Genomic DNA, 24017 nt, shown 5'->3' with positions numbered 1-24017 from the left:
TTGTTCGATGAGCTCAACATGCGTCAGTTTCCGGGTGAAACACTGGCAACGATCGAGATGCTGGGCCTCCGCAATCTCCGTCTCTTTCGCTTCCCTTACGCGACGAGCATGTCTTATACTGTGCTCGAGTAAGTGTAGAGCATGACTCCTCTTTATACGGATCCCTGTCCTGCCTGTGGCGAATCAGTGGCTCACCCTTTTTTTGACGGAGGGGCTGCGCCACTTGCCACATTGGGCTGGCCACGTACTGAAGAGGAGGCACGGGCCATGCCCCCCTATCGGCTTGACTTTGTGCAGTGCCTCGCCTGTGGCCATGTCTGGAATCGCGCCTTCCGCTATGAGGATGTCCCGTACGGCAGTCAGCCGAACCTCATGTTCAACGCCGGGGTCTTGTGGAACCGGCATCTGGCGCAACTGGTCGATGAGGTGCTGACCCGCCTACCTGAGAACCCAACCGTGGTTGAGATTGGCTGCGGTTGTGGTCACTTTCTGCGGTCTTTAGCTGCTCGCCGGCAAGGGCGGTACATTGGATTTGACCCTCACCAACCGGACGACTTCCCCAGTGAGTTTCAATTTGAGGCTCGGCTTTTTGACCCTGTTGAAGATCTGCTGCACCTCCAGCCGGATCTGGTGGTGATGCGTCATGTCCTGGAGCACTTTAGCCAACCAGCAGCCTTCCTACAGCAGTTGGCATGGGCTGCAGGTTGCTGTAAAAAGACTGTGCGCCTGCTTGCTGAAGTGCCCTGTATCGACCGGGTCTTTGCCACAGGGCGACTGGTGGATTTTTACTACGAACACCCCCAGCAGTTTAGCACTGAGTCGCTGCGTGCCCTGCTACAGCGCGTCGGTGCAATTGTGAGCTTGTGGCACGCCTACGATGGGGAAGTGGTGTTGGCCATCGTTGAGCTGCAGCTACCGCTAGCCTGGCGGCTCCGGGCTGAAGCAGCAGCCAAATTTGAGCAAGGCAGCCAAAAGGCTCGCCGCAAAATTGCTGCCCAGCTTCAAGAGCTGGCTAACAGTGGCCTGCGAGTTGCCCTCTGGGGAGGCACGGGGAAAGGGGCAGCCTTCATGCACCACTTTGGGGTTAAGACCAATTGGCTTACCTGGGTTGTCGATTCCGATCCAAACAAAGTTGGCACCTATGTTGCCGGCGTTGGCCAGCAAATTGTCAGCCCAGAGGAGCTGAAAACGCAGACCCCAGACGTGGTCATCATCCCAACCCAATGGCGCGCCGCTGACATTGTTGCCGAGATGGCTAGGCTTGGGATAGAGCCAAAGCAGGTGCTTATCGAGCACCAAGGGCAACTAGTCGACTACTGGCATTCTGCTCATCCCTATGCCTTGCCCAAACTAGAGGGCCGATGATGGAGCTAAGCAACCTTCTGCAGCAAGCTATTGACCACCACCAGCAGGGGCACCTGGAAGAAGCAGAGCGGCTCTATCGGGCCATCCTGCAGGTTGCCCCCCGCCACCACTACGCCCACCACCTTCTGGGCCAACTTGCCCGTCAGCGGGGGCAGCCCCGGTCGGCACTGTCCCATTTGGTGACGGCAGTCAGCGCCAATCCAACGGTTGGTCAATATTGGCTAGCTTTGGTTGAAGCCCTGCTGGAGTGTGGTGAATACGGGGAGGCCGAGCGGGTTCTTGCCGAAGCGTGCGCCCACGGTTTGGAAGGGCCCGCTGTTGTCGAGCTAACTGCGCGGCTAGCGGCCGCCACCCTGAAGGGAGAAGCTCCCTCTCCTGACCCTCTGCCAGCAACGCAGCCCCCCACCGAGGAAGAAGCCAGCGAGCTACAGGAAGCAGCAGCTGCCTACAACAGTGGCAACCTAGCCCTTGTTTTGGAAAAAGCCCAGCGGCTACTTGCCAAAAACCCAGGTCTTGCCCTGGCCTGGGCCATTATTGCCCAGGTGCGCTGGAAACAGGGGGAGGCAGTGGCAGCGGAAGAGGCAGCTCGGCGGGCTCTTGCCATTGAGCCCAATCAGCGCGAGGCCCTGCTTGCCCTGGCCCTATCTCTTCATGCCCAAGAGCGCTATGAGGAAAATGAAGCTCTCTTCCGGCAGGCACTGCTGGCTTATCCCAAGGATGCCGAGATATACAGCTATTTTTCAGCTCTGTTGCAAAAGATTGGCAAATGGCCTGAAGCGCAAGCGGTTGCCTTGCGGGCAATTGAGCTTAACCCAACCTATGCCGACGCTTGGGTCAACTATGGAAGTGCGCTGTTGGGAAGTGGCGAAGGGGAGCGAGCTGCAAGCGCCTACCAAGCGGCACTGCAGTTCAACCCACAGCGGGTAGAAGCACTCTACGGCCTTGGACTATTGGCCGTAGTTAACTATGACTTTCCCAAGGCGCTGGATTACTTTGACAAAGCCCTAACCCTTTGTCCCCACTTTGTTGAGAGCCTCCTGGAAAAGGCAAGAGTCTACAAGTTTTCTGACCAACTCCAAGAAGCAGAAAGCTGTGCGCGCCTTGCCCTGCAGAAAAAGCCGCACCACTTCGACGCCCATCTAGCTTTGGCCTTTGCTTTGGCAGCTCAAGGAAAGGATGGGGAAGCTGAGGAAGTGTTACAGGCGGCCCGCCAATGTAGACCCCAGCCCTCCGATGCGGCCGAGCGGATCCTTGCCACCCAGATTGCGGGTCGGCTTCACTTACCAGCCATCCCCGAGTCCCAAGCGGCCATTGCCCACTGGCGAGCTCGCTATCGGGAGGGCCTTAACGCTCTGCTGGACCTGCCTGGAACCTTGACCGACCCAACCCAATACTTCTTCAGCGGCTCTCTTTTCTTCTACCTTGCCTACCACAACGCCGACGACCGAGCGCTCATGGAAGGTCTCTGTCGGCTCTTTCGGGCTAAGGCGCCGCAGTTGAACTTTGAAGCGCCGCATGTTGCCCGCTGGCAGTTCCCTACAGGTCGGCGCATCCGGGTTGGCTTTTGCTCCCAGGTGCTTGTCAACCACACCATCGGCAAGCTCTACCAGGGCCTTCTGGTTCAGCTTGACCGTTCCCGCTTTGAGGTCATCCTCATCTACCCACCACAAGCCAAGCGTGACCAACTGCGAGCTAGGTTGGAAGCTGCTTGCGACCGAACGGTGACCCTCAGCGGTCGACTTCCCCAGTGGCAAGCACAAGTTGCAGCCCTTGAACTCGATGCTCTCTTCTACCCCGACATTGGCATGTGGCCATCCACCTACTTTCTGGCCTATGCGCGGCTTGCGCCTGTGCAGATGGTTAGTTACGGCCATCCGGATACCACCGGCATCGATACAGTTGATTACTTCCTAGGGGGAGATGCGCCGGTGGAACCGGAAGGAGCAGAAGCCTACTACAGTGAGCGCTTGGTGCGTTTTACCCGCCTCCCCTTTTGCTACCAACTTTTCAGCTTGCCAACGTCAATTCCCTCCCGCACAGAACTGGGCCTGCCAGAGCACGGCCGGCTCTACGGCTGCCCTCAATCTTGGTTTAAGCTGCACCCTGACTTCGACGCGGTGCTAGCAGCCATTGCTGAGGGCGACCCCGAGGGCCACATTGTCATGATTGAGAACTTCGCCAAGGCTTGGAGCGAGCAGCTCAGGGCGCGCTGGGCAAAGAGTGCCCCTATCCTCAACGAACGGGTCTGCTTCCTGCCGGGCCAGCCGCTTGATCGCTTCATGGCTTTGGTGGCCCACTGTAATGTTTTGCTGGATCCCATTCATTTCGGCTCAGGCAACACTCTCTACGAGTCCATGGCTTACGGCAAACCAATTGTCACCTGGCCTGGGCGCTTTGCCCGTGGGCGTTTTGTGGCAGCAGCCTACGAGCAGATGGGGATCGCCGAGATTGCGCCTATTGCCCCCTCCATCGAGGACTATGCGCCCACAGCCCTTGCTTTTGCTCGTGACCAAGAACGCTGCCTCGCTTTTGCCAGCAAGGCTGTAGCAGCAGCCAAAACGCACCTGTACTTCGACCTAGGGGCGGTGCGTCAATTCGAAGCCTTCCTCCTAGCGGCGCTGGAAGCGGCTGCCCAGGGCGAGAAGCTGCCAAGTGGCTTCCGGGTGCCGCCTCCCAAGGGCGGGAGCTGACCTTTTTGGGAGGCTCTGGCCAGGCCTGGCAGCTTTGCTCTGCCGTGGGATGTAATCAACCCCCTCACTCTGGGATTAAGATGCAGAAAAACTGCAGGCAGGATGGCAAGCTGCCAATTGTCTCCCTGCATGGCCATGTAGAGCTGAGAGCGCGATAGGTCGAAGCCAATGAGTTTATCGCAAGGGCCGGGTTTTGATGGGGTGGATCCCCCGGATCCGAAGCTGATCGATGCCTGTGTGCATTGTGGGTTTTGCCTGACCACCTGCCCCAGCTATCGCGTCCTCGGCAAGGAGATGGACTCACCTCGGGGCCGCATCTACCAGATGGACGCCCTCAATCAGGGCCAAATCTCTCTCTCAGCGGCAGTGGTTTCCCACTTCGACACGTGCCTGGGCTGTTTGGCCTGTGTAACGGCTTGCCCCTCGGGGGTGCGCTACGACCGGCTGATTGCCGCCACCCGCCCGCAGATTGAGCGCAACTACTCCCGCAGTTTTTGGGATCGGCTTTACCGCCAGTTCATCTTCTCGGTGTTTCCTTACCCGGAGCGGCTGCAACCGCTGCTGTGGCCTCTCTGGCTGTACCAAAAAATGGGGATCGGCGCTTGGATCCGAAAGGGTCTGGAAAAGGTCTCCCCGCGTTTGGCGGCCATGGAATCCCTGATGCCCCCCCTGGAGGTGGAGCAACTGCTGCCCAAGCGTTACCCTGAGCGGATCCCGGCGGTGGGAGAACGCCGTTTTCGGGTGGGACTCATTTTGGGCTGCGTGCAGCGCCTGTTTGCCCCACAGGTAAATGAGGCCAGCATTCGCGTCTTGACCCACAACGGCTGTGAGGTGGTGATCCCGCCTGTCCAGGGCTGTTGTGCGGCCTTGCCCCACCATCAAGGGCAACTGCAGCAGGCGGAAACCCTGGCCCGCCAGATGATCGATGCCTTTGCCGATTACGAGTTGGATGCCATTCTGATCACCGCTTCCGGCTGCGGGCATACCCTGAAGGAGTATGGCCACCTGTTGGCCAGGGATCCCGACTACAAAGAGAAGGCAGCCCGATTTGCCGCCCAGGTCAAGGACATTCAGGAGTTTCTCGCTCAGGTGGGGTTAACGGCTCCCCTACACCCGCTGCAGCCGGAACCCCTGGTGCTGGTCTACCAGGATGCCTGTCACATGCTGCATGGGCAGCGGCTCAGCCAGGAACCCCGACACCTGCTGCGGCAAATCCCGGGGCTGGAGCTGCGGGATCCCGTCGATGCCGCCCTTTGCTGCGGTAGCTCCGGCGTCTATAACCTGTTGCAACCCCAGGTGGCGGACGAGCTGGGATCCCAGAAGGTAAAGAACTTGCTTAACACCGGTGCTCAGGGGATCGTCTCTGCCAATATCGGCTGCCGCCTACAAATCCAGAAACATCTGCGCCTACAGGGCAAAGCCGGGATCCCCATCTATCACCCGATGGAATTGTTGGATCGCGCCCTTACCGCTGCGTGACGCTTTCGCGAACAAGCTACAGGGGCTGCCTCTAGTCCCCGATCTGCTGAACAATTGGTTACTTTGCGGAACCGAAATAGCCATTAAACTAAGCATGTTGGCCGCGGCTATGTAAACTACCCGACACCAACCGCTAGGCGGTACGGAGCGGGCTTTTAGTAGCCCTGCAGTTAGCAAGCCAACCACGAGCCTCTGGGGTGGTTTACTGCACCCCCAATCGACCGTTACCAGTGCCCTAAAAGCTGTTTCTGGTGCCCGCAGTACCATTATAGCATTCCTCCCGACACTGACCCTACGGGTACCGTACGGGGCTCCTGCAATTTCTATCTGAATGCTGCTTGGATTCCGCACCCGCTTAGAGCTGAATAACCGGCAGAAGACCCTAGCCGCTCAGCACGCTGGGGTAGCCCGTCACGCCTACAACTGGGGCCTGGCCATCTGTCGGCAAGCCCTGGAGAACCGGCAGAAACTCCCCACCGCCATTGACCTGCACAAGCGCCTGGTAGCCGAGGTTAAGAAGGAAAACCCCTGGTACTACCAGGTCTCCAAATGCGCTCCTCAGCAGGCATTACGCAACTTGGAGCAAGCCTTTAAGCGCTGGCGGGGTGGGTTGGGGAAGTTCCCCCGCTTCAAACGCAAGGGAGTGCGAGACAGCTTTTACCTAGAAGGCAGCATCCGCATTTCTGGCGACCGCATCAAGGTGCCTATCTTCGGTTGGCTGCGCTGTGCAGAGTTACTTCCGGCGACCACACCCAAGAACGTGGTCATCAGTCTTCGCGCCGGACACTGGTACATCTCCTTCAAATATGAAGCTCCAGCGCCTCAAGTGGAGAAGACCGGGGAAGTTGTGGGAGTGGACTTAGGGATCCATCACTTGGCCACCTGCTCCGACGGGGAAGTATTCGAGAATCCAAAGCCCTACCGTAAGGCGAGGAGGCGTCTGACCAAACTGCAACGGCGGCTGAGTCGCAAGCAGAAGGGATCCGCTAACCGTAAGAAGGCGGTGGTGCAGTTAGGCAGGGCCCACAAGCGGGTGGCAGACATTCGGCAAGACAATCTGCACAAGCTAACGACTTACCTGGCCAAGAAGTATCGGGTGGTGGTGATTGAGGGCTTGCAGGTGAAGAACCTGCTTAAGAACCGCAAGTTGGCAGGAGCGCTGTCAGACTGTGGGTTCTACGAGTTTCGGCGACAGCTAGAGTACAAGGCCCAACTCTACGGCTGTCAGGTGGTGGTGGCGGATAGGTTTTATCCGTCCAGCCAACTGTGTTCAGGGTGTGGCCACAAACAGAAGATGCCACTCAGCGAGCGGGTATTTCGCTGCCCGTGTTGTGGTCTGGAGCTAGACCGCGACTTGAATGCAGCCATCAACCTAGCCCAGTGGTATCTAACTACCTGCAGCTCGCGGGGAAGTAACGCCTGTGGAGATCCCTCTGGCGGGGCGGTGGAGGTGAACTCTGCCGCCAGTCATGGGTCGCTGAAGCAGGAAGAAAGCAGCGATGCTGGGCAAAGTTCTGTTTTGTTCAGCGTTGCATAAGTCTTTCGGAGCGGCTATTCCATCAACAGGCCCAAGTCCAGGTGAGGCTGCCACAGATCGGCCAGGCGCTCCAGCAATTGCTCCCGCTGCTGAGCATAGTGGCCCTCCAGCTCCGGCAAGGGATCCCAGCCTTTTTGTCGGCGCAGCCAGTTCAGCCATTGTCGCCGCCACAGGTGGTTGTCAAACAGGCCATGCAGATAGCTGCCCCAAATCCGACCCGTGGGATCCCGCCAGCCCAGGTTCTCCCGGTCGAACAGCGGCAGGCAGCCAGAGGGATCCGCCTGGGTGGATCCCTGATGAATTTCGTACCCCTGGATGGGGGCCAGGGCAGGCCATCGGCTTTGGGTCTGTACCTGCTGGGTGACCTTGGTGGGCTGTAAAACGGTGGTCAAAGGGAGAAAGCCCAACCCCGAGTAGGTGCCGGCGATCCCCTCCCAGCCTTCGGGATCGGCGATGGTTTCTCCCAACATTTGCAGTCCGCCGCAAATGCCGACGATATGGCCAGAGTATTGGCGCAGTTGCTCGGCCAAGCCGGTCTTTTGCAACGCGAACAGATCGTTGAGGGTGGTTTTGCTGCCGGGCAGGATGACCACATCCGGGGATCCCAAACTTTGGCCGGGGTGAACCCAGCGCAGATGGACGGTGGGCTCCGCCAACAAGGGGTCAAAATCCGAGAAATTGGCCACCTGGGGCAAACGCACCACAGCAATCTCCAGGCGCCCTTCCCTCAGGGCTTGGCCACCGGCTCGGTCGCGGCGATCTTCCCAAAGCAGGGGGTTGGCTGCAATTCCCATCGAATCCTCTTGGGGCAGAACCCAGTCCACCCAAGGCAAGACCCCGACAACTGGGATCCCGGTGTAGTTTTCCAGCCAATCCAGGCCGGGCTGCAACAGTTCCCGCGAGCCCCGAAACTTGTTGATGACAATGCCCCGGATCAGGGCCCGTTCTTCGGGTTCCAGCAGTTGGAGTGTGCCCACCACATGGGCCAGCGCCCCACCTCGGTCGATGTCCGCCACCAGCCAAGTGGGGGATCCCAAATGCAAGGCAACCCGCATATTTGCCAAGTCCCGATGTTTGAGGTTCACCTCTGCTGGGCTACCTGCCCCCTCGCAAAGGATCCAGTCGTACTGCTTTTGCAGGCGAGCAAGGGCTTCTTTGACCGCTTGCCAGGCCGGCGCAAACCAGCGCTCGTAATACTCTCCGGCGCGGTAGGTGCCCACCGCCACTCCGTTCAAGACGATCTGGGAAGTCAGGTTGCCCTGGGGCTTCAGAAGAATCGGGTTCATTTCCACCGCAGGGGGGATCCCGGCAGCCCAAGCTTGCAGAGCCTGCGCGTAGGCGATCTCTTTGCCGTCTGGGGTGACATAGGCGTTGAGGGACATGTTCTGAGCTTTGAAAGGGGCAACCCTTTTTCCCGCTTTCTTGAGAATGCGACAAAGGGCTGTCACCAAAAGGGTTTTGCCCACATGGGAAGAAGTTCCCACCACCATCAAGGATCGACCTGAACAGCTCACCCCGGATCCCTCGCCCTTGGTTTCTGGTTGTTGCCATTCTCCCCGCGGCCAGTCCTGCCAAGCCAGGGCCTCCGTTGGCAAAAGCGACTCTGCAATCCCCTAGTTAACCGCCCTGCTGATGCCAAGAGCCGAAACCCCAGGTCTGCACGGGATCCCAGGGGCTTGCGCCTTTGTGCTCTCGGTTGGATTTTAAGCTGGGGCAGATGGATTCGAACCACCGAATGGCGGGACCAAAACCCGCTGCCTTACCGCTTGGCGATGCCCCAATTCACATTGCTTAACCAGCTTAATTAATCTAGCGATGCAGCTTCGGGTCTGTCAACAGTTGCAGTGAGCTCCTATGCGTGGGGAAGCTGAAGCTCTTCGCCAAGGCCAGGGCCGATGTCAAAGGGGTTCACAGGGAGAATGCGGGCCACCTCGAAGAAATAGGCGCGGATCTCTGGCCCGAAATAGATGACATCTCCGCTCCTCAGGTAGTGAGTAGCCACCCGCGTGCCGTTGACAAACACCCCATTGGTACTGGACTGGCCCTTGCGGTTGCCGTCGATCAGGCAATAGGTAAACCCTGTCCGGTTGGACTTGGTGGGCACCCGCACCAGGTAAGCGTGGTGACGCGAGACAAACCGATTGACGATCTGGATGGCGTTGGAGGGATCCCGTCCAACCGTGTAGATACTCTCCCGCAGGATGTAGCTGCAGGGCCGGACAGGATGGCAGATGGACAGGGTGAACTCCGGATGGGACACCGGCCGTTCAGGGACTTGATCGAACAAATCCGCCGGCAGATCAAAGCCCTGGCTGGGAAGAGGACTTTTCCCGCCAACCTCTGTGATGGAGGTGAAAAAATCGTCGTAGCTATGTGACAACGGCCTTCCCCCCTCAACGCTCAACGCCATTTACAGCAGCTTGGCTTTCCAAATTCAAAGTCTTACCTATAGTTCCCCAAAACCCTACTGCTTTCAAAGGAACTCTGGTCTTGGCGGGCTGCCGGAAAACCCACAAGCCCCAGTGTACTGTACTATACACCATAGGCAGCCTTGGAGATACCCCCTTTCCCCGGAAACTGGGCTTGGGCTCAGGTTGGGCCCATTTTGGTTTTCAGGGATCCCTTGGGAGCCACAGCCTCAGGCGGGCTATTCTGAGTAGCAGGTTTTTAACCTTGAGGTGAGGGTGTGACAGAGGCCCTGCTGCGTCGGTTGGATGTGGCCACAGAAGCTGCCCTGGAGGCAGGGGCTTTGCTGCGCAGTTATGTGGGAGGCACCCTTGCCATTGAGGAGAAACGTCCGGGCGACTTGGTGACGGCGGCGGATCGCGCTTCCGAGGATCTCATCTTAAAAATCTTGAGGCGGCACTTCCCCGAAGATGTCATCTTGACCGAGGAATCAGGCCAGCAGGGATCCCCGGAGGGTGCCTACGCTTGGATGATCGATCCCCTAGATGGCACCACCAACTTTGCCCATGGCTACCCTTTTGCCGCCGTCTCCATTGGTTTGCTGCAGGGGCGGGAGCCGGTTTTGGGGGTTGTTTGTGATGTTTTTCGCGGGGATCTGTTTCGCGCCGTCCAAGGAATGGGGGCCACCCGCAACCGTCAACCCATTCGAGTCTCCACAACGGCTGAATTGTCTCGGAGCCTGCTGGTTACCGGCTTTGCCTACGATCGTCGCGAAACCCCCGACAACAACTACGCCGAGTTTTGCCACTTTACCCATCTCACCCAAGGAGTGCGGCGCGGCGGATCTGCAGCTCTGGATTTGGCCTATGTGGCCACCGGCCAGTTGGATGGCTATTGGGAGCGGGGCCTCTCCCCTTGGGACATTGCCGCAGGGATCGTTCTGGTGCGGGAGGCAGGCGGCAAGGTGACCGCTTATGATGGCAGCCCGGTGGACGTTTACAGTGGCCGACTGTTGGCCAGCAATGGCTGGTTACACGCTGCTCTGCAAGAAGAATTGGCCCAAGTACAGCCTTTGCCGGTCTCCTTTCCCATGCGGCGGGATCCCCACCCAACCTAGAAAAACCGGGAAAGCTTGCCGGTTGAAAGAGTTGAATTCGAGACAGAAGTAGTTGAAGAATAATCAAGAAGACTACAAAACATCCGTGTCGGGCAGGGTAGGTAGAAGATTGGTTAGCAAGCTCCACAGAAAACAGCGACATTGCTGCCGGGCGGCACAGTTCGGCCTGGCTCTCCTCTTGGGAGCAATGGCCCTTGGGGTCGCCACTGCTGGCCCCGGTTACCCTCAGCCGGCACAAGGGAAAGTCGCCCCCACCGAGCGGGCACAGCCCCTCGATTCCCGTTGGGCCGAGATCCAGGCCCGGGGGCGCATTCGAGTTGGCTTGGATCCCAGTTTGGGGCCGGCCTATCTCTATACCGACTTGGAGCGACAAACCTACGCCGGCTTCGAGTGGGATATCCTGGAGGCGCTTGCCCAAACCCTTCAGGTGCAGGTGGATCCCATCTACGTGGCCTGGAGCGAGCAGTTGGCGGCCTTGCAAGCGGATGAGGTGGACTTGATCTGGGGAGCGCGGGAAGCTTTGGGCTTGGATCCGGAGCAGTTTCTGGCCACCCGGCCCTACTATCTCAGCCCGCAGCGCTTGGTGGTACGGGATCCCTTCCCCACCTCTGGGCCAGAGGAACCGGCCATTGAAGCACTGTCGCAATTATTTGGCCGCAAAGTGGGCATTGTAGTTAACAGTACGGGGGCAGCCCTGCTGGAGGCGTACAACGAGAGGAGAGGCAACGCCATTCGTCTCTTTGCCACCAGTAACCCTGAGCGCTTGTTTGCTCAGCTACAGGCTGGCCAGTTGGATGCTGTGCTGGTCGATCAGCCCGTTGCCGCCCTAAACCTGCGCCAAGCTGGATCCCGGCTGCGCCTGGTGGGGCCGCCCCTGTTCCCCATGCCTCTGGTGGGAGTAGTATCCTCTCAGCATCCTTCCCTGAAGGAAGCTGTGGATGGGGCGATTTCCAGCCTGATCGAAAACGGAACCTTGCAGCAGATTTTAGAGAAGTGGCAACTATGGGATCCAACTCTAATGTCCCCCGCCTCAACCGAGGACTAGCCCGCTACGAGACTGACCATTTCGCCATCTTAGGCGTGCCCCTTACCGCCGACTCCAAGGGGATCCGGCGCGGCTACCTGCAGGCGGCCAAGGCCCTCCACCCGGATCGGTTTGTGGGGGATCCCGAAGGTGCAGAGCGCGCCAACATCCTCTTTGCCAAGCTGGTCAACCCGGCCAACGAAGTGCTGACCAAAGAGCGGGAGCGAGGGGAATACGAAACTGTGCTCAAAATGCGGATCAAACGCCTTTTGGAGACGCCCCCCCCGGATCTTTGGCCCTCTGGGGAAGCCGTCAAGGGCTTGGCCGAGCACCCCCATTGGCAGGAAGAGTATGTCAGACGGGTGGAGAAGCTGGCCAAAGAGCAATACAGCTCCATGGAAACCCTGCTCGAGAAAACCGAGCAGTTGAGCGAGCTGAACCTGGCCTATTTGTTGCTCAAGGCCGGCTACCAAGGGATCCCAACCCCTTCCCCCAGCCGTACCACTGTGGGTGGGATCCCAGCCTCCCCCATCGTTGCTCCGCCCAGCCGTCCCCCTGTTCAGCCCGTTCCCACCCCACCTCCGGCTCCCAAGCTCAGCCCTGCGGAAACCCGCTTTATCCAAGCCTTGGACATGATCGAGCGCAAGCAATACCGGGATGCGGTGCAGTATCTGAACTTTGCCATCAGCGCTGAGCCCAACGTGGCCCGCTACTACCTGCACCGGGGCATTGCTCACCTGAAGCAGGGGAATGCTGGCATGGCCAAAGCAGACTTTATGCAAGCCAGTCGCCTAGAACCTGCCAACGCCGAGTTGATGGCAGAAGTGCGCCGTTGGATGCAGCAAGTCACCACTCAACAGCCCGTTCCCGTCCCCAAGGACTCCGTCCCGCCAACGCGAGTGGCCAGCCGTCAAACGTCACAGGCTCAGAAAGTGGTGCCGCCTCCCCGTAAGGAGGACAACGGCGGGTTCTTGAGCCGCCTCTTCGGCAGGAAAAAGTAGGCAGAGCCCCCCTTAACGCGCACCCCCTAGCACCAGCAGCGTCACCAGGGATCCCGTATTCCAGAGGCTGTGCAGCAGGATGGGAGCCAGCAGGTTGCGGCTGTGGCTGTACACCACCCCCAGCACCACCCCCAGCATGGTCAGAGGCAGCAGATCAGAGAGGTTGAGGTGGGCAAGGGCAAAGGTAAAGGCGCCGAGCACAATGGCGGCCCCCATAGGCAGGTAGCGGCTTAGAGTAGGCAGCCAAAAGCCCCGGAACAGCACCTCCTCAAAAACAGGGGCACAGACAGACACCACGGCCAAAAACACCAACCGCGCCCCCCAACCATGGCTATCCAGCAGCAGGGGCAAAATGGGATTCCCACCCCCTGCCTGCGGCAGCAGCAATTGCGAGAGTGCCGCTGCCAGCACCACCAAAGGCAAGGCCACCCAGTAGCCACACAGGCCCCACAGCAGCCAAGGGTCCCACAACCGCACCTGCAGCACCCTCTGCCAGCCGGGGTAGGTGTGCAAGAGACGGTACAATAACCCTGCCCCCAGCACAGCGCCGGAATTGTAGGTGAGAAACAGGGCTACCGCCTGCTGCCAAGGGCTGAGCTGCCGTGCCCCCAGGCCGAGGATGATGATGTAAAGTCGAGGCACCAAAGCGTTGAGGGCGATAAACCCCAAAAACCAGCCGGTCAACACCGCTTGCGCCCCGATCCCCGGCCAAGGCACTTCCCAAACAGGGCCCAGGAGCGGACGTTTGCGCCAAAGGCTCCAGCCCAGCCAGCCCAACAAGAGCATCAACCCCAGCAGTGCCCCCAGCACGGGAATCCCACCCACCACCGCCAGTCGAAACAGAGCCGCCAAGGCCAATTTTTCCTGCTGTTGGTTGAGGGCATTTAGGCTATCGCTGCGCTGCTGCAGTCGGTAAAGCTGTTGCAGAGCCACCGCCTCAAACCAACCATCCAGATGATTGCGAATCTGCACCTCCGCCTCTGGCAAGATGCGCCGCGGTGTTCCCCACAGCCCTTGCAAAACCCGCGCTGCCCCCTTTTGGCTCGATTCCAGCTCCACGGGACGTTCCAGGTCGATGATCTGCTGCCATTGCTGCCGAGCAGCTTCCAGATCTTCTTGGTAGGCATAGAGCAAGCCCAGGCGCAGCCAAAGCGCATCCAGCTCCGTCTGCAAATCTTGCATGGAGGCCAGAAGGGCAGGATCCACCTCTGGAGATTGGGCCAGTTCTGGGCTGGCCGCCTCAGATTCGCCAGCAGGAGTTAAACGGGCCAGCCGTTTCAAACGTTTCAGGCGTTCGGTGTAGTTATCGGCGGTCTGCTGATAGCGATTTTGGGCCACCTTGAACACATCCTGACCCAAAAGTGCCCGTGCCAGATCCTGATAGCGGGGATCATCGAGGGTGCGGGAAGCCTGCAGGGCGAGATCGGTTTGCAACAAATCCAACTGCGTTTGGGGCGGCGGCTGAAACCAACTGCTGGAAAGAGAAAGCCCGACAATCACAATGGCCAATAGGCTCAGCAGGTTGAGGATCCCACGGCGAACAGAAAGCCGAGCAGAAGAGGGGTCGGCAAAGGCCGTGGCTTCAGGGTGAGACATTGCGGCAACGGATCCAACTCAAGCGGGTTATATCCTATCTTCTGTTTGTCTTGGCGGAATGGAGTTGTTATTACTGCTTTGCCCCGTTGTCACCGGCGCTCCAGCCAATAGCGATAGATGGGCAGATCCAATTGCAGACACTGCCACTCCCGCTCCGTGGGGATGCCGAGGGGATTGGAGTCCAAAGGCCCCTGGTGGGGATCCCAAAACTGCGGATGATCCAAAAATCGAGCTGCCATTTCTTCGGCCACCTCTTGGATATCCGATTGCAGGAAGACAGGGCTGCCCGGTCGCAGCAGCAGAGCCAGATCTGCCACCAGTTGGGGTTGGACAATCCGCCGTTTGTGATGGCGCTTTTTGAACCAGGGATCCGGAAATAGGATGGTCACCCGGCTGAGATCCCCCGGCGCAAACAGATGCCGCAAAGAGACATTGATGTTGGCAAACAGAAAATGGACGTTATCCAGCCCCAGCTCGTCCCGCCAGGCATTGGCCCGTTCCACCAGCGCCTGCCGAATCTCTACCCCCAGGAAGTTCCAGTCGGGCTGCTCCTGAGCAATGCGCAGCAGAAATCGTCCGCTCCCTGTGCCGATATCCAGATGAAAGGGCTGCCCCAGCCGCCGGTATACCCGTTCCCAATGGGGTGGGGGGGCGGGCTGCTGATACTGTGCCTGCAGGGGATTGACGTGCTGCCGTACCCGGTGACCGAGGCCCCTCTGTAAGGGGATCCCGGCCCAAGGCGGAGAAGGGGGGCGCTTCTCCAGTTGGCCCTCAGGCGATTGCTGCCCCTGTTGCACCTCTGCTTCCATAGACCACCTCCTGCCGCCAGCTGCGGCCCTCGCCCACTGACCAAGGGATCCCCCAGCTTGGAGGGGAGCGACAAAAGTCCAGGAGATCTAGGCTACCACCGGATGCTGTCGATGACTTGCCGCAAGATCTGGGCCGAGCGGTGCAGCTGCTTGCGCTCGCTCTCGGTGAGGGACATGGCCAGCGTGCGTTCCACCCCCTGCCGCCCGACCACTCTGGGCAAGCTGAGACAGACCTCTGGCAGATCGTACTCCCCTTGGGTGAGGCTGCTCACGGTTAAAACGCGGTGTTGATCCCGCAGCAGGGCTTGGACAATTTGCGTCACCCCTAACCCGATGGCGTAGCTGGTGGCCCCTTTGCGACGGATGATCTCGTAGGCAGCGTTGCGCACCTGCTCGAAGATATCCCCCAAATAGGCGGGATCCCAGTCCGGCGAGAGTTCCCCAATCGGGGTGCCGGCGATGTTCACCTTGCTCCAAACGGCCACCTCGCTATCTCCATGTTCGCCGATGATGTAGGCGTGCAGGCTACGCGGATCCACCCCCAGGCGCTCCGCCAAAAGATAGCGAAAGCGGGCTGTGTCCAAAACCGTCCCCGACCCAATTACCTGCCCTGCCGGCAACCCCGACAACTTCAGGGAAACGTAAGTCATGATGTCAACGGGATTGCTCACCACCAAAAGGAGTGTGTCAGGGCAATGCGCCATCAAGGCCGGGATCAAGCCTTTGAAGATCTCGACGTTGCGCTGCACCAAATCCAAACGGGTTTCTCCAGGCCGCTGCTTGGCTCCTGCCGTTAAAATCACTACATCTGACCCGGCGCAATCCGCCAGTTCCCCTGCCCGTATCCGCGTCGGCTCCACAAAGGGGATCCCGTGCACCAGATCCATCACTTCCCCTTCCAGCTTGTTGCGGTCGATGTCGTGAAGGACCAGCTCATCCAGAGTGTTCTGGATTACCATCGAGTAGGCACAGGCCATGCCTACCTGGCCGGCGCCGATGATGGATCCCTTCAAAAGGCGGCGAGAAGTCAGCCCCTCGACCTGCTGCTGGGAGCGCTGCTTGGGTTGGTGCTCAGAAACAGTCATGGCTGCAGCCGCTACTCTTCGTTCTCCAGCTTAAGCCTGCCTAGAGGAAGAAAAAAACAGGCTACCGCTCTCCAGAAGAACTGGAAAGGCGAGAAGAGGCAGGATCGGTTGCCGCAGCGGACTGGATCCATCTGAAACAATAAAAACAATAAATAGCCCTCTAACCTTCAACAGTCCTCAACCCGGCTGCTGGGTTAGCCGCTGCCAAAGCTGCGGAGGAATGCGCTCGTGAGGACACTTTAGGGACTGAATCTGAGCTAAATCTTCCGGCATGTAGTGCAAGGCTACCCGCGCTGCCGGATCCAAAAGGCTGCGCCGTCGTCGGTTACATTGCTCCGCTTCTCCCAGAAACACGTCCAGCCAGCCATCTCGCTCTTGGTAGCGAATCCTCAAAGCAGAGAGAGAAGGCAGAGCAGAGGAAACTTCTTTGCGGTAGAGCCGAAAGCCCTGCTCCAGACTCCAGCCCAACCACCACTGAGGCGCCAATTGCCCCAACTGCCTACACCACACCCCCGCCTGAACCTGTTGCCATGCCATGCTTGCCACTCCGCAGCTTGTTCTCCTGAGAAGACTTAACTGCAAATCTTTAGCAATTGCTACTTGGGTAAGCACTCTACCAGACTCCTCAAGCTTAATGCAAGTCTTTATCAAAGAGGATCCCTACTTTGCCGGCACGCTATTGAAAGTTAATCTCAATAGAGCTATGCTGTTACTCGGTTGAGTGGTGGAGTTGTATCCATCAGTCTTCCTCTCTTGCCTTGGATGCATCGGGGATCCCACGCCCGCGGAATTAGCCATCCTGGGTCTGGCAGGGATCCCTTTTCCAGGGCTAGCTGAGGTTCTTTCTAATGAGAGCAGTTCTAACTAATAGGGGCCTGGTTCCTTCCCAAGCGTGTCGATGTACGGGTAGAACAAGTTCGGGAGCCAGAAGCGGTTTAACCTTGAAAACGGCGACGCATAGCCCTTCACGTCGGCAGGACAGGCTTTTTAATAATTCTTTTAATTAACCTCAAGAGTTGCTTCAAAGAATATCCCCTCCGGAGCACCCAAAAGCCCGTGCCAGCCCGGGGATCTTTTGTATCGAGAGACACACAAACTCCCCCAACAATTCCATAGGATGACCGTAGAATGGCAGAGACAGCGTGAATTCATAGCTGTTTTTTTCGGCTTGCCCTCCCCGTTGCCCGAGCGTCTACTGGGTGTTCCTAGCCTATGGTTGAAAGGGGGACTGCTGGGCCAGACCAGGCTGGCAGCGTTTATGATGCGCTGACGCGGGCCGATCTGTGGAATCCCCAGGTCATGTACCGTGGGCGCCCGGTACAGGCTCGGGGACGGGCTGTGCTGCGCACCATGTTCGAGAGCGTCAGCGATGGGTTGTTTGTCCTTGAGTGTCTGCCCCCGGAGCCAGAAAGAGGCTCACCTCAACCGCGCTGTCGGTTTTTGGTGGGTAACCCGGCTTTTTGCAGGATGTTTTTTCTCTCCTCTCGACCTATCGAGGGAGAAGAGCTCCAGAGTTGTCTACCGCCTTCTCTGGCTGCGCAGATTCAACTGCACACCGAACACTGCCTCAGCCATGGCCGGCAAGTGAGCTTTGAGCTGAGCCTAACGGCCTCTGCCGCTCCCGACCCAGAGTCGACCCGTGTTCTAATCGTTACCCTTTCTCCAGTAGTTGAGGAGAACAAGCCAATCAGCCGAATTGTCGGCTCCTGTCAGGACATCACAGCACGCAAGCAAGTGGAGTGGCAGCTACAGCGCAGCCAAAAGCAACTGTTGGAGCACAACCGGGCTCTGATGGAGCTCACCCGGCACAAAGCCCTCAGCCAAGGAGACTTACAAGCTGCTCTGCAACAGATTTGTACTACAGCCGCCCATACCCTGGGGGTGGCACGGGTGGGGGTCTGGCTCTACACGTCGGAGCGCTCCAGCATTCGCTGCATCAATCAATTCGAGATCACCCCAGACAACCCCGAGGGATCCCATACTCAAGGGGCGGAGATCTGGGCCAAAGACTATCCCCGTTATTTTCAAGCCCTGGAGCAAGAGCGCACCATTGCTGCCGACCAAGTGGTGGCGGATCCCCGCACCGCCGAGTTCGGCAATTCCTACCTGACAGCAATGGGAGTGGTCTCGATGCTGGATGCCCCCATTCGACTGGAAGGACGGATGGTGGGAGTTCTCTGCCACGAGCACATTGGCTCCCCTCGCCACTGGACCTTAGAAGAGCAAAACTTCGCCGGATCCCTGGCGGATTTGGTGTCTCTGGCCCTCGAGATCTCGGAGCGCCGGCAAGTGGAAGAGGAGCTGCGCCAGGCTGAGGAGCGCTATCGCAATTTTTTCGAGAATGCGGTAGAGGGCATTTTTTTCACCGATGCGGCAGGTCGGTATCTCTCCGCCAACCCGATGCTGGCCCAGATCTGCGGCTACAGCTCCCCCGAAGAATTGATGCGCGAAGCGAAAGAGGCGGGCAAGCGGCAGCTCTATGTGGATCCCAGCCAGTGGGAGGAATTTGTGCGGCTATTGCAGGAACAGGGATCCGTGCGCGGTTTTGAGTATCGGCTGCGGCGGCGGGATGGCTCGATCATCTGGGTCCGAGAAAAGGCCCGTTTGGTTAAAGATAAAGCCGGAAATATCCTCGGCTATGAAGGCATCTGCGAAGACATCACCGCCCAAAAGCAGAGCTTAGCCTACATGGAGTTTCGCGCTCATCATGATGCCCTGACAGGTTTGGTGAACCGCGAATCCTTTCGGGAGCGGCTGCAGCAGGCCCTGCAGCAATACTACAGTGAATGCCTGGCCCTCTTCTTTGTGGATTTGGATCACTTCAAAGACATCAACGATACCTTCGGCCACGGTGTCGGCGATGCCCTGTTGCAGGGGGTAGCTGAACGGTTAACCAAGTGCGTTCGCCCTGGAGATATCGTCGCCCGCTGGGGAGGGGATGAGTTTACCCTGCTGCTGCCCCGAATTGGCAGCCCCACAGTGGCAGCGCGTCTGGCTCAGCGGATTGTCGATGCCTTTCAAACTCCCTTCTCCTGCGAGGGCCATTCCCTTTCCGTGACCTGCAGCATTGGCGTCGCCCTCTACCCCCAAGACGGCGTAGAAGTGTCCACCCTTTTGCACCATGCCGACTTGGCCCTCTACCAGGTCAAAGAAAAGGGTCGCAGCGGCTTTCAGCTCTACCGGCCAGTTTCAGGGATCCCGGCAGCAGTCCGCAACACTATCCTGTAAGCTGGTTGGGTCAGAGGCCCTTCTGGTTTGTGATTTGTGCATCCGGGTCGTAGCTATCGCCGTCTCATTCCCTTCATTCGGCCCCATCTGTGGATGTTGTTGCTGGGGCTAACCTGTACCCTTGGCTTTGTGCTAACCATGCCCGCCCTCGCCTACTTGATCGAGTGGGTGGCCCGCTCCATCGGTGCCGGGGATCTGGGGCAATTGCGGATGCTGGCCTTGATTGGGGTGGTGTTTTTCTTGGTGCGCGGCGCTTTTCAGTATGGCCAAGACACCCTGATGGCGAGGGCCTCCTTGCAAATGGTTTTGGAATTGCGCCAACAGATCTATGCCCACCTGCAGGCGCTGGATCTGGATTATTTTTCCGGCAGCCGCACCGGCGATCTGGTCTATCGCCTTACGGGGGATCTGGATCGGGTGGGAGAGGTGGTGCAGCGGTTTTTCCATCGCTTCATCCCCAGCGTGCTCACCATCTTGGCGGTGGTGGCCTACCTGTTCTATCTCAACGGCATTCTCACCTTGACCACCTTGCTGATAGCCCCCCTGATGGGAGCCTTGATCAGTTGGTTTGGGGATCGCCTTTTGTTTCGCTCCCGCCTCAACCAAGAGAAGATGTCGGATTTGGCCGCCCTCTTGACAGAGGTGTTTGCTGGCATCAGCCTCACTCGCGCCTTTGCGGCTGAGGACTACGAAATTCGCCGCTTCAGTGCCATTGCCGAAAGCAACCGCCTGGCCCGGTTTCAGACCGAACAGATGAGAGCCATCCAAGACCCGGTGGTGGGTTTTCTGTACGCCATGAGCGTGTTGGGGGTGTTTTGGGTGGGCGGCTGGCAAATTAGCCAGGGCAACCTGACCGGCAGCCAGTTTCTCGGCTTTATCGCCGGTGTTGCGATGTTGATCGACCCTATTGTTCACATCACCAACAACTACAGCGAGCTGAAACAGGGTGAGGCTTCGGTGGAGCGGATTTTCGAGCTGCTAAACACCCGCTCCCAAATCCGGGAGCTGCCCGGGGCCCGCCCCATGCCTCCCATTCAGGGTTGGGTGGAGTTCGACCAAGTTTCCTTTGCCTACAAACCGGATCAGCCGGTGCTCAAACAGATCAGCTTTCAGGTGTCTCCCGGCGAGATTGTGGCCCTGGTGGGATCCTCCGGCGCCGGCAAATCCACCCTGGTGAGCCTGATTCCCCGCTTTTACGATCCCCAGCAGGGCTGCATCCGCATCGACGGCATCGACATCCGCACCGTCACCCTCAAGAGCCTGCGCCGGCAGATCGGCATTGTGCCGCAGGAGATCACCCTGTTTTCGGGAACCATTGCCAGCAACATCGCCTACGGACAAGAGCATTTTGACCTGGAAGCGGTACGCCAGGCGGCCCAGGTGGCCAACATCGACACCTTTATCGAGAGCTTGCCCGATGGCTACGCCACCCGCGTGGGAGAACGGGGGGTCACCCTCTCCGGTGGACAACGGCAACGGCTGGCCATTGCCCGCGCCGTGCTCCTCAACCCCAAGATCTTGATCCTGGACGAGGCTACCTCGGCTTTGGACAACGAGTCAGAAGCGTTGGTGCAGGAAGCGCTGCAACGGCTGATGCAACGCTGCACCGTTTTTGTAATTGCCCACCGCCTCTCGACAGTGCGCACCGCCCACCGCATTTTCGTCTTGGAGCAGGGGCAATTGCTGGAGCAGGGAAATCACCGAGAATTGCTGGGCAAAGGGGGTCGCTACGCCCAGTTTCACCTGCGCCAGTTTCATTGAACCCTTGGCCTCTGGATCTCCTGGATCTCCCATGCCTGCCAGAAGGGCCGGTAAAACTCCGGATCCGCAGGCGCTCCCCCCGGGATCCCGCAGATGGCCGCCGCAAATTGCACGGCCCGTTGCACCAGAATCGCCTCCGGCCATCCCCGCAACAGCCCCAGGATGGCCACGGCGCTAAATGCATCTCCCGCCCCCACTGTATCCACCAGCTGAGGCGCGGGCACTGGGTCGGCCCGATGGATCTGAGTAGGGGTGATCAGCAGCGCGCCTGCCGCTCCCAAGGTCAGAAATAGACCTTTCAGGTTCAGGTGGGCCTGGAGGATCTGTCCTTGCTCCAGCAGGTCTACAGGAGGGATCCCTTCCAGTTGGGCCACTTGCTCCAGCTCTGCCTGGTTCAGCTTCAGCCAAGTGCAGGTGCGCAGCATCTCCCGGATGGCGTCTGGATGCCACCAGGGATCCCGCAGGTTGAGATCCAGAAACACGGGACAGCCCAAAGCGGGGATCCCCTCTTGAAAGTGGCGATGGGCTGCCTCCCGGCGGGCTGCCAAGCTGCCCCGGTAGAGCAGGCTGGGCTGGAGAGCTTGCAGAGCCCCGATATCCAACTGGATGTAGTCGTAGGCTTGGTCGGGCAAGATGGCGAAGGTGGGGATCCCTTGCTCATCCAGGGTTACTTGAACCTTGCCGGTGGGGTGAACAGAATCCTGCTGCAGACCCTCCAGGCGCAGCCCCTGCCGTCGCAAGGCCCCCAGCAGCTCTCTGGCGGCCTCGTCTTGGCCAACACGACTGAGCAAGAGGGGATCGGATCCCAGCCCCTTGAGGTTCCAAGCCACATTCAAAGCTGCTCCGCCCAGCACAATCTCTGTGGGGAAGCAGTCGAAAAGCACCTCCCCCAAGATGAGCGGCAAACCCAGGGGCACATGAGAGGGATCCATCTTGAGCACTCAGCTAGAAATCGCAGGAGCCCCGTGCTGTACCGGTAGGATCAGTGTCGAGAGGAAAGTCCGCCTCCATGGTTATAATTGTACTGCGGACACCAGAAACGGTTGTTTAAGGCACTGGTAACGGTCGATTGGGGGTGCTGTAAACCACCCCAGAGGCTCGTGGTTGGCTTGCCAACTGCAGGGCTACTAAAAGCCCGCTCTGTACTGCTTTAGCGGTCGGAGTCGGGTAGTTTACGAAGCAGCCGTTGACGTCCGCGGTGCGGAGCCCAATCCCTGGAGCTCCAGGATCTGCTGATAGGTGTTGCTGCGGAACCAACGCTCGATTTCTCTGGCCCGCAGCACCGGCAGCGGATGGGTGCGCCCCACCGTTTGCATCTGCTTCAGCTCCATCTGCCACAGATCCCCGTCCAGCTCGTCGTAAGTACGGGCCTGCTCCAAAAAGGCGTCCACGTTCAGCTTGGAGGCCAATTGCGGGGATCCCCCACACAATTTCATCAACACCGAGATCACCGTCTTGGCATCTTGGGCTACCAACAGCGCCGCCCGGTCACAGGTAAACTCGGCACACCGCAGCCAGTGCATCAGTTGATCCTGCAACGCCTGATAAAACAACCCCCCGAAGGGGAGCAAGCTGGTGGAGAGCATGAGAATGTTGGCCATCGTCAAGTAGACCCCGTGATTGCACTTCAAGTGGCCCAACTCATGAGCGATCACGGCCTGAATTTCCGGCGGCTCCAACAGATCCAGCAGAGAGCTGTGCAAGACAATGAAGGGCTTTTTCCCCTGCATGGCAAAGGTGTAAGCATTGGGCGTGGGGTTCTGCCGCACGTAGAGCTGGGGCACCTCCAGATCCAAGATGCGACAGGCCTGCACCAAAAGCTGATGAATTTCCGGCAACTGATGCTCGTTAATTTGGATACTAGAAGCAATGTTGTCCAGATAAAATATCTGTCCTGCCGTTGAGCCAAGCCAATTTTGAATCAGCAGGCCCAGCCCCGGCACTTGCTGCAGAGAGCGGGTGGCTTGCAGATCCACGGGATGACGAAATTGGTCGGCCCGCAGGCCCAACAGAATGCGAGGTTCTCGTTGAATGGACGACATAGACAATAGACAACAGAGGGAGAAAGGACTTCGGTTACAACTCGTAGGGCACAAACTGGCGGTGGCGATTCAACAAAAATAGCCGCTCCGGCGGCGGATCCGGCAGGGTCGGCTTGTCAGTAAAATCAAACGGGTTTTCTCCAGAGGGGATCTCCCAATAGACCACATGATCTTGAATGCGAGTGCCATCGGTAACAAAGCGCCCAGTATCGGCGGCAGCACGCTCAGCGCGGCGATAGAGTCGCCCTTGCCAGGTCAAGTGCGGGGGCAGCCCCAATCCCAAAAACAGTTGCTGCCGACTGGATTCCTGGTTGAACACCGTTTGCAGGCGATCCGCCCAGATCCTTGCCAGATCTGCCGGTTGGGGAGCAGCATGAGCCTCTGCATCGGCTGGAGTTACCTCCAACAGCAGTTGCTGGTTCAAAAGAATCCGAGCGGCTTGAGCTGGGGGATCCCCGCTGCCGGTCGTCGAGGGATTGGGACTGGGGATATCCAGACTGACCTGCACCTGAGGGCTGCTGGCCTGTAGCAAAATCTCTTCCAACCGTTGCTTCAGCAGACGGAGGCGAGCGGGGGCATCGGGGGTGCGCAGGGTCAAAACCAGCTCACTCCCCACCCGAAACTCGCTTTCTGCCCAGGTTGCCTCACTCCGCCAACTCCCCATCAGCCCACCCACGAGCAGGATCCCTGCCCACCTCGCCATCCTTGCCGGCCCCCTTACCGGGGGTGAAGCGCTCCTCTGTGGCCTTGACAAGTTCACTAACCTCGCCTCTCCCCTGCAGGACTCCTTGATCTTAGCCGCTACCCTAGATACATCTGTTCTCTTGACCCTATGCCGTTGACAAGCTCGGCTTCTTTGTCATTGTTCTAAGGTCAT

General features: G+C 58.8%; 18 protein-coding genes and 1 tRNA gene. 9 read left to right on the top strand and 10 right to left on the bottom strand.

Annotation, left to right across the window (positions count from 1 at the left end):
* The first annotated feature begins 141 nt into the window (after window positions 1-141).
* The 4 genes from ACVWZF_RS02555 (at window position 142) to ACVWZF_RS02540 (ending at window position 7071) form a co-directional block, all read left to right on the top strand.
* Window positions 142-1365, top strand: a complete 1224-nt coding sequence (locus ACVWZF_RS02555) for a class I SAM-dependent methyltransferase (protein WP_011433757.1) — start codon at window positions 142-144, stop codon at window positions 1363-1365.
* A complete protein-coding gene (locus ACVWZF_RS02550; RefSeq protein WP_457410742.1) occupies window positions 1362-4055 on the top strand; it encodes a tetratricopeptide repeat protein in 2694 nt (897 codons plus the stop codon). The genes ACVWZF_RS02555 and ACVWZF_RS02550 overlap by 4 nt, the downstream gene beginning before the upstream one ends.
* A gap of 168 nt (window positions 4056-4223) precedes the next feature.
* Entirely contained in the window at window positions 4224-5534 is a 1311-nt protein-coding gene (locus ACVWZF_RS02545; protein ID WP_457410741.1) for a (Fe-S)-binding protein, read from the top strand.
* A gap of 331 nt (window positions 5535-5865) precedes the next feature.
* A complete protein-coding gene (locus ACVWZF_RS02540) occupies window positions 5866-7071 on the top strand; it encodes an RNA-guided endonuclease InsQ/TnpB family protein (RefSeq protein WP_011433754.1) in 1206 nt (401 codons plus the stop codon).
* A gap of 14 nt (window positions 7072-7085) precedes the next feature.
* Here the strand turns inward: ACVWZF_RS02540 and ACVWZF_RS02535 are convergent, their stop codons facing one another.
* The 3 genes from ACVWZF_RS02535 to ACVWZF_RS02525 all read right to left on the bottom strand — a co-directional run bounded on the left by ACVWZF_RS02535 (window position 7086) and on the right by ACVWZF_RS02525 (window position 9481).
* Window positions 7086-8585: a cobyric acid synthase gene (locus ACVWZF_RS02535; protein WP_011433753.1), complete on the bottom strand. Its 1500-nt coding sequence runs from the start codon at window positions 8583-8585 to the stop codon at window positions 7086-7088.
* 194 nt (window positions 8586-8779) lie between these two features.
* Window positions 8780-8851: transfer RNA gene (locus ACVWZF_RS02530), tRNA-Gln, on the bottom strand.
* A gap of 72 nt (window positions 8852-8923) precedes the next feature.
* The gene (locus ACVWZF_RS02525; protein WP_238376761.1) at window positions 8924-9481 is read right to left on the bottom strand and encodes an FHA domain-containing protein; all 558 of its coding nucleotides are present in this window, start codon (window positions 9479-9481) and stop codon (window positions 8924-8926) included.
* Between the two features lie 276 nt (window positions 9482-9757).
* Between ACVWZF_RS02525 and ACVWZF_RS02520 the strand changes: the two genes are divergently transcribed.
* The 3 genes from ACVWZF_RS02520 to ACVWZF_RS02510 all read left to right on the top strand — a co-directional run bounded on the left by ACVWZF_RS02520 (window position 9758) and on the right by ACVWZF_RS02510 (window position 12619).
* Window positions 9758-10594: an inositol monophosphatase family protein gene (locus ACVWZF_RS02520; RefSeq protein WP_202943700.1), complete on the top strand. Its 837-nt coding sequence runs from the start codon at window positions 9758-9760 to the stop codon at window positions 10592-10594.
* Between the two features lie 187 nt (window positions 10595-10781).
* Window positions 10782-11639 carry an ABC transporter substrate-binding protein gene (locus tag ACVWZF_RS02515; protein WP_011433750.1) on the top strand — a complete coding sequence of 286 codons (858 nt, stop codon included), beginning with the start codon at window positions 10782-10784 and terminating at the stop codon, window positions 11637-11639.
* Window positions 11597-12619, top strand: coding sequence for a J domain-containing protein (locus ACVWZF_RS02510; protein WP_011433749.1), 1023 nt, complete (start codon window positions 11597-11599; stop codon window positions 12617-12619). The genes ACVWZF_RS02515 and ACVWZF_RS02510 overlap by 43 nt, the downstream gene beginning before the upstream one ends.
* Window positions 12620-12631: 12 nt before the next feature.
* Here ACVWZF_RS02510 and ACVWZF_RS02505 read toward each other — a convergent pair whose 3' ends face one another.
* The 4 genes from ACVWZF_RS02505 to ACVWZF_RS02490 form a co-directional block, all read right to left on the bottom strand.
* The gene (locus ACVWZF_RS02505; RefSeq protein ID WP_457410738.1) at window positions 12632-14215 is read right to left on the bottom strand and encodes a CPBP family glutamic-type intramembrane protease; all 1584 of its coding nucleotides are present in this window, start codon (window positions 14213-14215) and stop codon (window positions 12632-12634) included.
* 89 nt (window positions 14216-14304) lie between these two features.
* Window positions 14305-15024 carry a tRNA (guanosine(46)-N7)-methyltransferase TrmB gene (trmB, locus tag ACVWZF_RS02500; protein ID WP_457410736.1) on the bottom strand — a complete coding sequence of 240 codons (720 nt, stop codon included), beginning with the start codon at window positions 15022-15024 and terminating at the stop codon, window positions 14305-14307.
* Between the two features lie 92 nt (window positions 15025-15116).
* Window positions 15117-16037, bottom strand: a complete 921-nt coding sequence (locus ACVWZF_RS02495) for an L-lactate dehydrogenase (RefSeq protein WP_011433746.1) — start codon at window positions 16035-16037, stop codon at window positions 15117-15119.
* Window positions 16038-16286: 249 nt separating this feature from the next.
* Entirely contained in the window at window positions 16287-16646 is a 360-nt protein-coding gene (locus ACVWZF_RS02490) for a hypothetical protein (RefSeq protein ID WP_011433745.1), read from the bottom strand.
* A 675-nt stretch (window positions 16647-17321) separates the two neighbouring features.
* On the opposite strand from ACVWZF_RS02490, the gene ACVWZF_RS02485 reads away from it, so the two are divergent.
* Entirely contained in the window at window positions 17322-19337 is a 2016-nt protein-coding gene (locus tag ACVWZF_RS02485; protein WP_457410734.1) for a diguanylate cyclase domain-containing protein, read from the top strand.
* A gap of 36 nt (window positions 19338-19373) precedes the next feature.
* Entirely contained in the window at window positions 19374-21098 is a 1725-nt protein-coding gene (locus ACVWZF_RS02480; RefSeq protein WP_414408756.1) for an ABC transporter ATP-binding protein, read from the top strand.
* Here the strand turns inward: ACVWZF_RS02480 and ACVWZF_RS02475 are convergent.
* The 3 genes from ACVWZF_RS02475 to ACVWZF_RS02465 form a co-directional block, all read right to left on the bottom strand.
* Entirely contained in the window at window positions 21092-22030 is a 939-nt protein-coding gene (locus tag ACVWZF_RS02475) for a carbohydrate kinase family protein (RefSeq protein ID WP_457410733.1), read from the bottom strand. The genes ACVWZF_RS02480 and ACVWZF_RS02475 overlap by 7 nt on opposite strands.
* Window positions 22031-22270: 240 nt before the next feature.
* On the bottom strand, window positions 22271-23140 hold the full coding sequence (locus tag ACVWZF_RS02470) for a M48 family metallopeptidase (RefSeq protein ID WP_011433741.1): 870 nt from the start codon (window positions 23138-23140) through the stop codon (window positions 22271-22273).
* 34 nt (window positions 23141-23174) lie between these two features.
* Complete coding sequence (locus ACVWZF_RS02465) at window positions 23175-23843, bottom strand: hypothetical protein (protein WP_414332314.1); 669 nt, start codon at window positions 23841-23843, stop codon at window positions 23175-23177.
* Between the last annotated feature and the right edge of the window lie 174 nt (window positions 23844-24017).

It is taken from the genome of Thermostichus sp. OS-CIW-30 (genome assembly GCF_054060215.1).
The sequence above is the reverse complement of the archived record's forward strand: the minus strand, read 5'-3'. Positions and strand labels throughout refer to the sequence as shown.

Bases quoted from the DNA above. Each gene is read 5' to 3' on its own strand.
- ACVWZF_RS02555 (WP_011433757.1), top strand. From the start codon at position 142: ATGACTCCTCTTTATACGGATCCCTGTCCTGCCTGTGGCGAATCAGTG.
- ACVWZF_RS02550 (WP_457410742.1), top strand. From the start codon at position 1,362: ATGATGGAGCTAAGCAACCTTCTGCAGCAAGCTATTGACCACCACCAG.
- ACVWZF_RS02545 (WP_457410741.1), top strand. From the start codon at position 4,224: ATGAGTTTATCGCAAGGGCCGGGTTTTGATGGGGTGGATCCCCCGGAT.
- ACVWZF_RS02540 (WP_011433754.1), top strand. From the start codon at position 5,866: ATGCTGCTTGGATTCCGCACCCGCTTAGAGCTGAATAACCGGCAGAAG.
- ACVWZF_RS02525 (WP_238376761.1), bottom strand. From the start codon at position 9,481: ATGGCGTTGAGCGTTGAGGGGGGAAGGCCGTTGTCACATAGCTACGAC.
- ACVWZF_RS02515 (WP_011433750.1), top strand. From the start codon at position 10,782: ATGGCCCTTGGGGTCGCCACTGCTGGCCCCGGTTACCCTCAGCCGGCA.
- ACVWZF_RS02510 (WP_011433749.1), top strand. From the start codon at position 11,597: ATGGGATCCAACTCTAATGTCCCCCGCCTCAACCGAGGACTAGCCCGC.
- ACVWZF_RS02505 (WP_457410738.1), bottom strand. From the start codon at position 14,215: ATGTCTCACCCTGAAGCCACGGCCTTTGCCGACCCCTCTTCTGCTCGG.
- trmB (WP_457410736.1), bottom strand. From the start codon at position 15,024: ATGGAAGCAGAGGTGCAACAGGGGCAGCAATCGCCTGAGGGCCAACTG.
- ACVWZF_RS02490 (WP_011433745.1), bottom strand. From the start codon at position 16,646: ATGGCATGGCAACAGGTTCAGGCGGGGGTGTGGTGTAGGCAGTTGGGG.
- ACVWZF_RS02485 (WP_457410734.1), top strand. From the start codon at position 17,322: ATGGTTGAAAGGGGGACTGCTGGGCCAGACCAGGCTGGCAGCGTTTAT.
- ACVWZF_RS02475 (WP_457410733.1), bottom strand. From the start codon at position 22,030: ATGGATCCCTCTCATGTGCCCCTGGGTTTGCCGCTCATCTTGGGGGAG.
- ACVWZF_RS02470 (WP_011433741.1), bottom strand. From the start codon at position 23,140: ATGTCGTCCATTCAACGAGAACCTCGCATTCTGTTGGGCCTGCGGGCC.
- ACVWZF_RS02465 (WP_414332314.1), bottom strand. From the start codon at position 23,843: ATGGCGAGGTGGGCAGGGATCCTGCTCGTGGGTGGGCTGATGGGGAGT.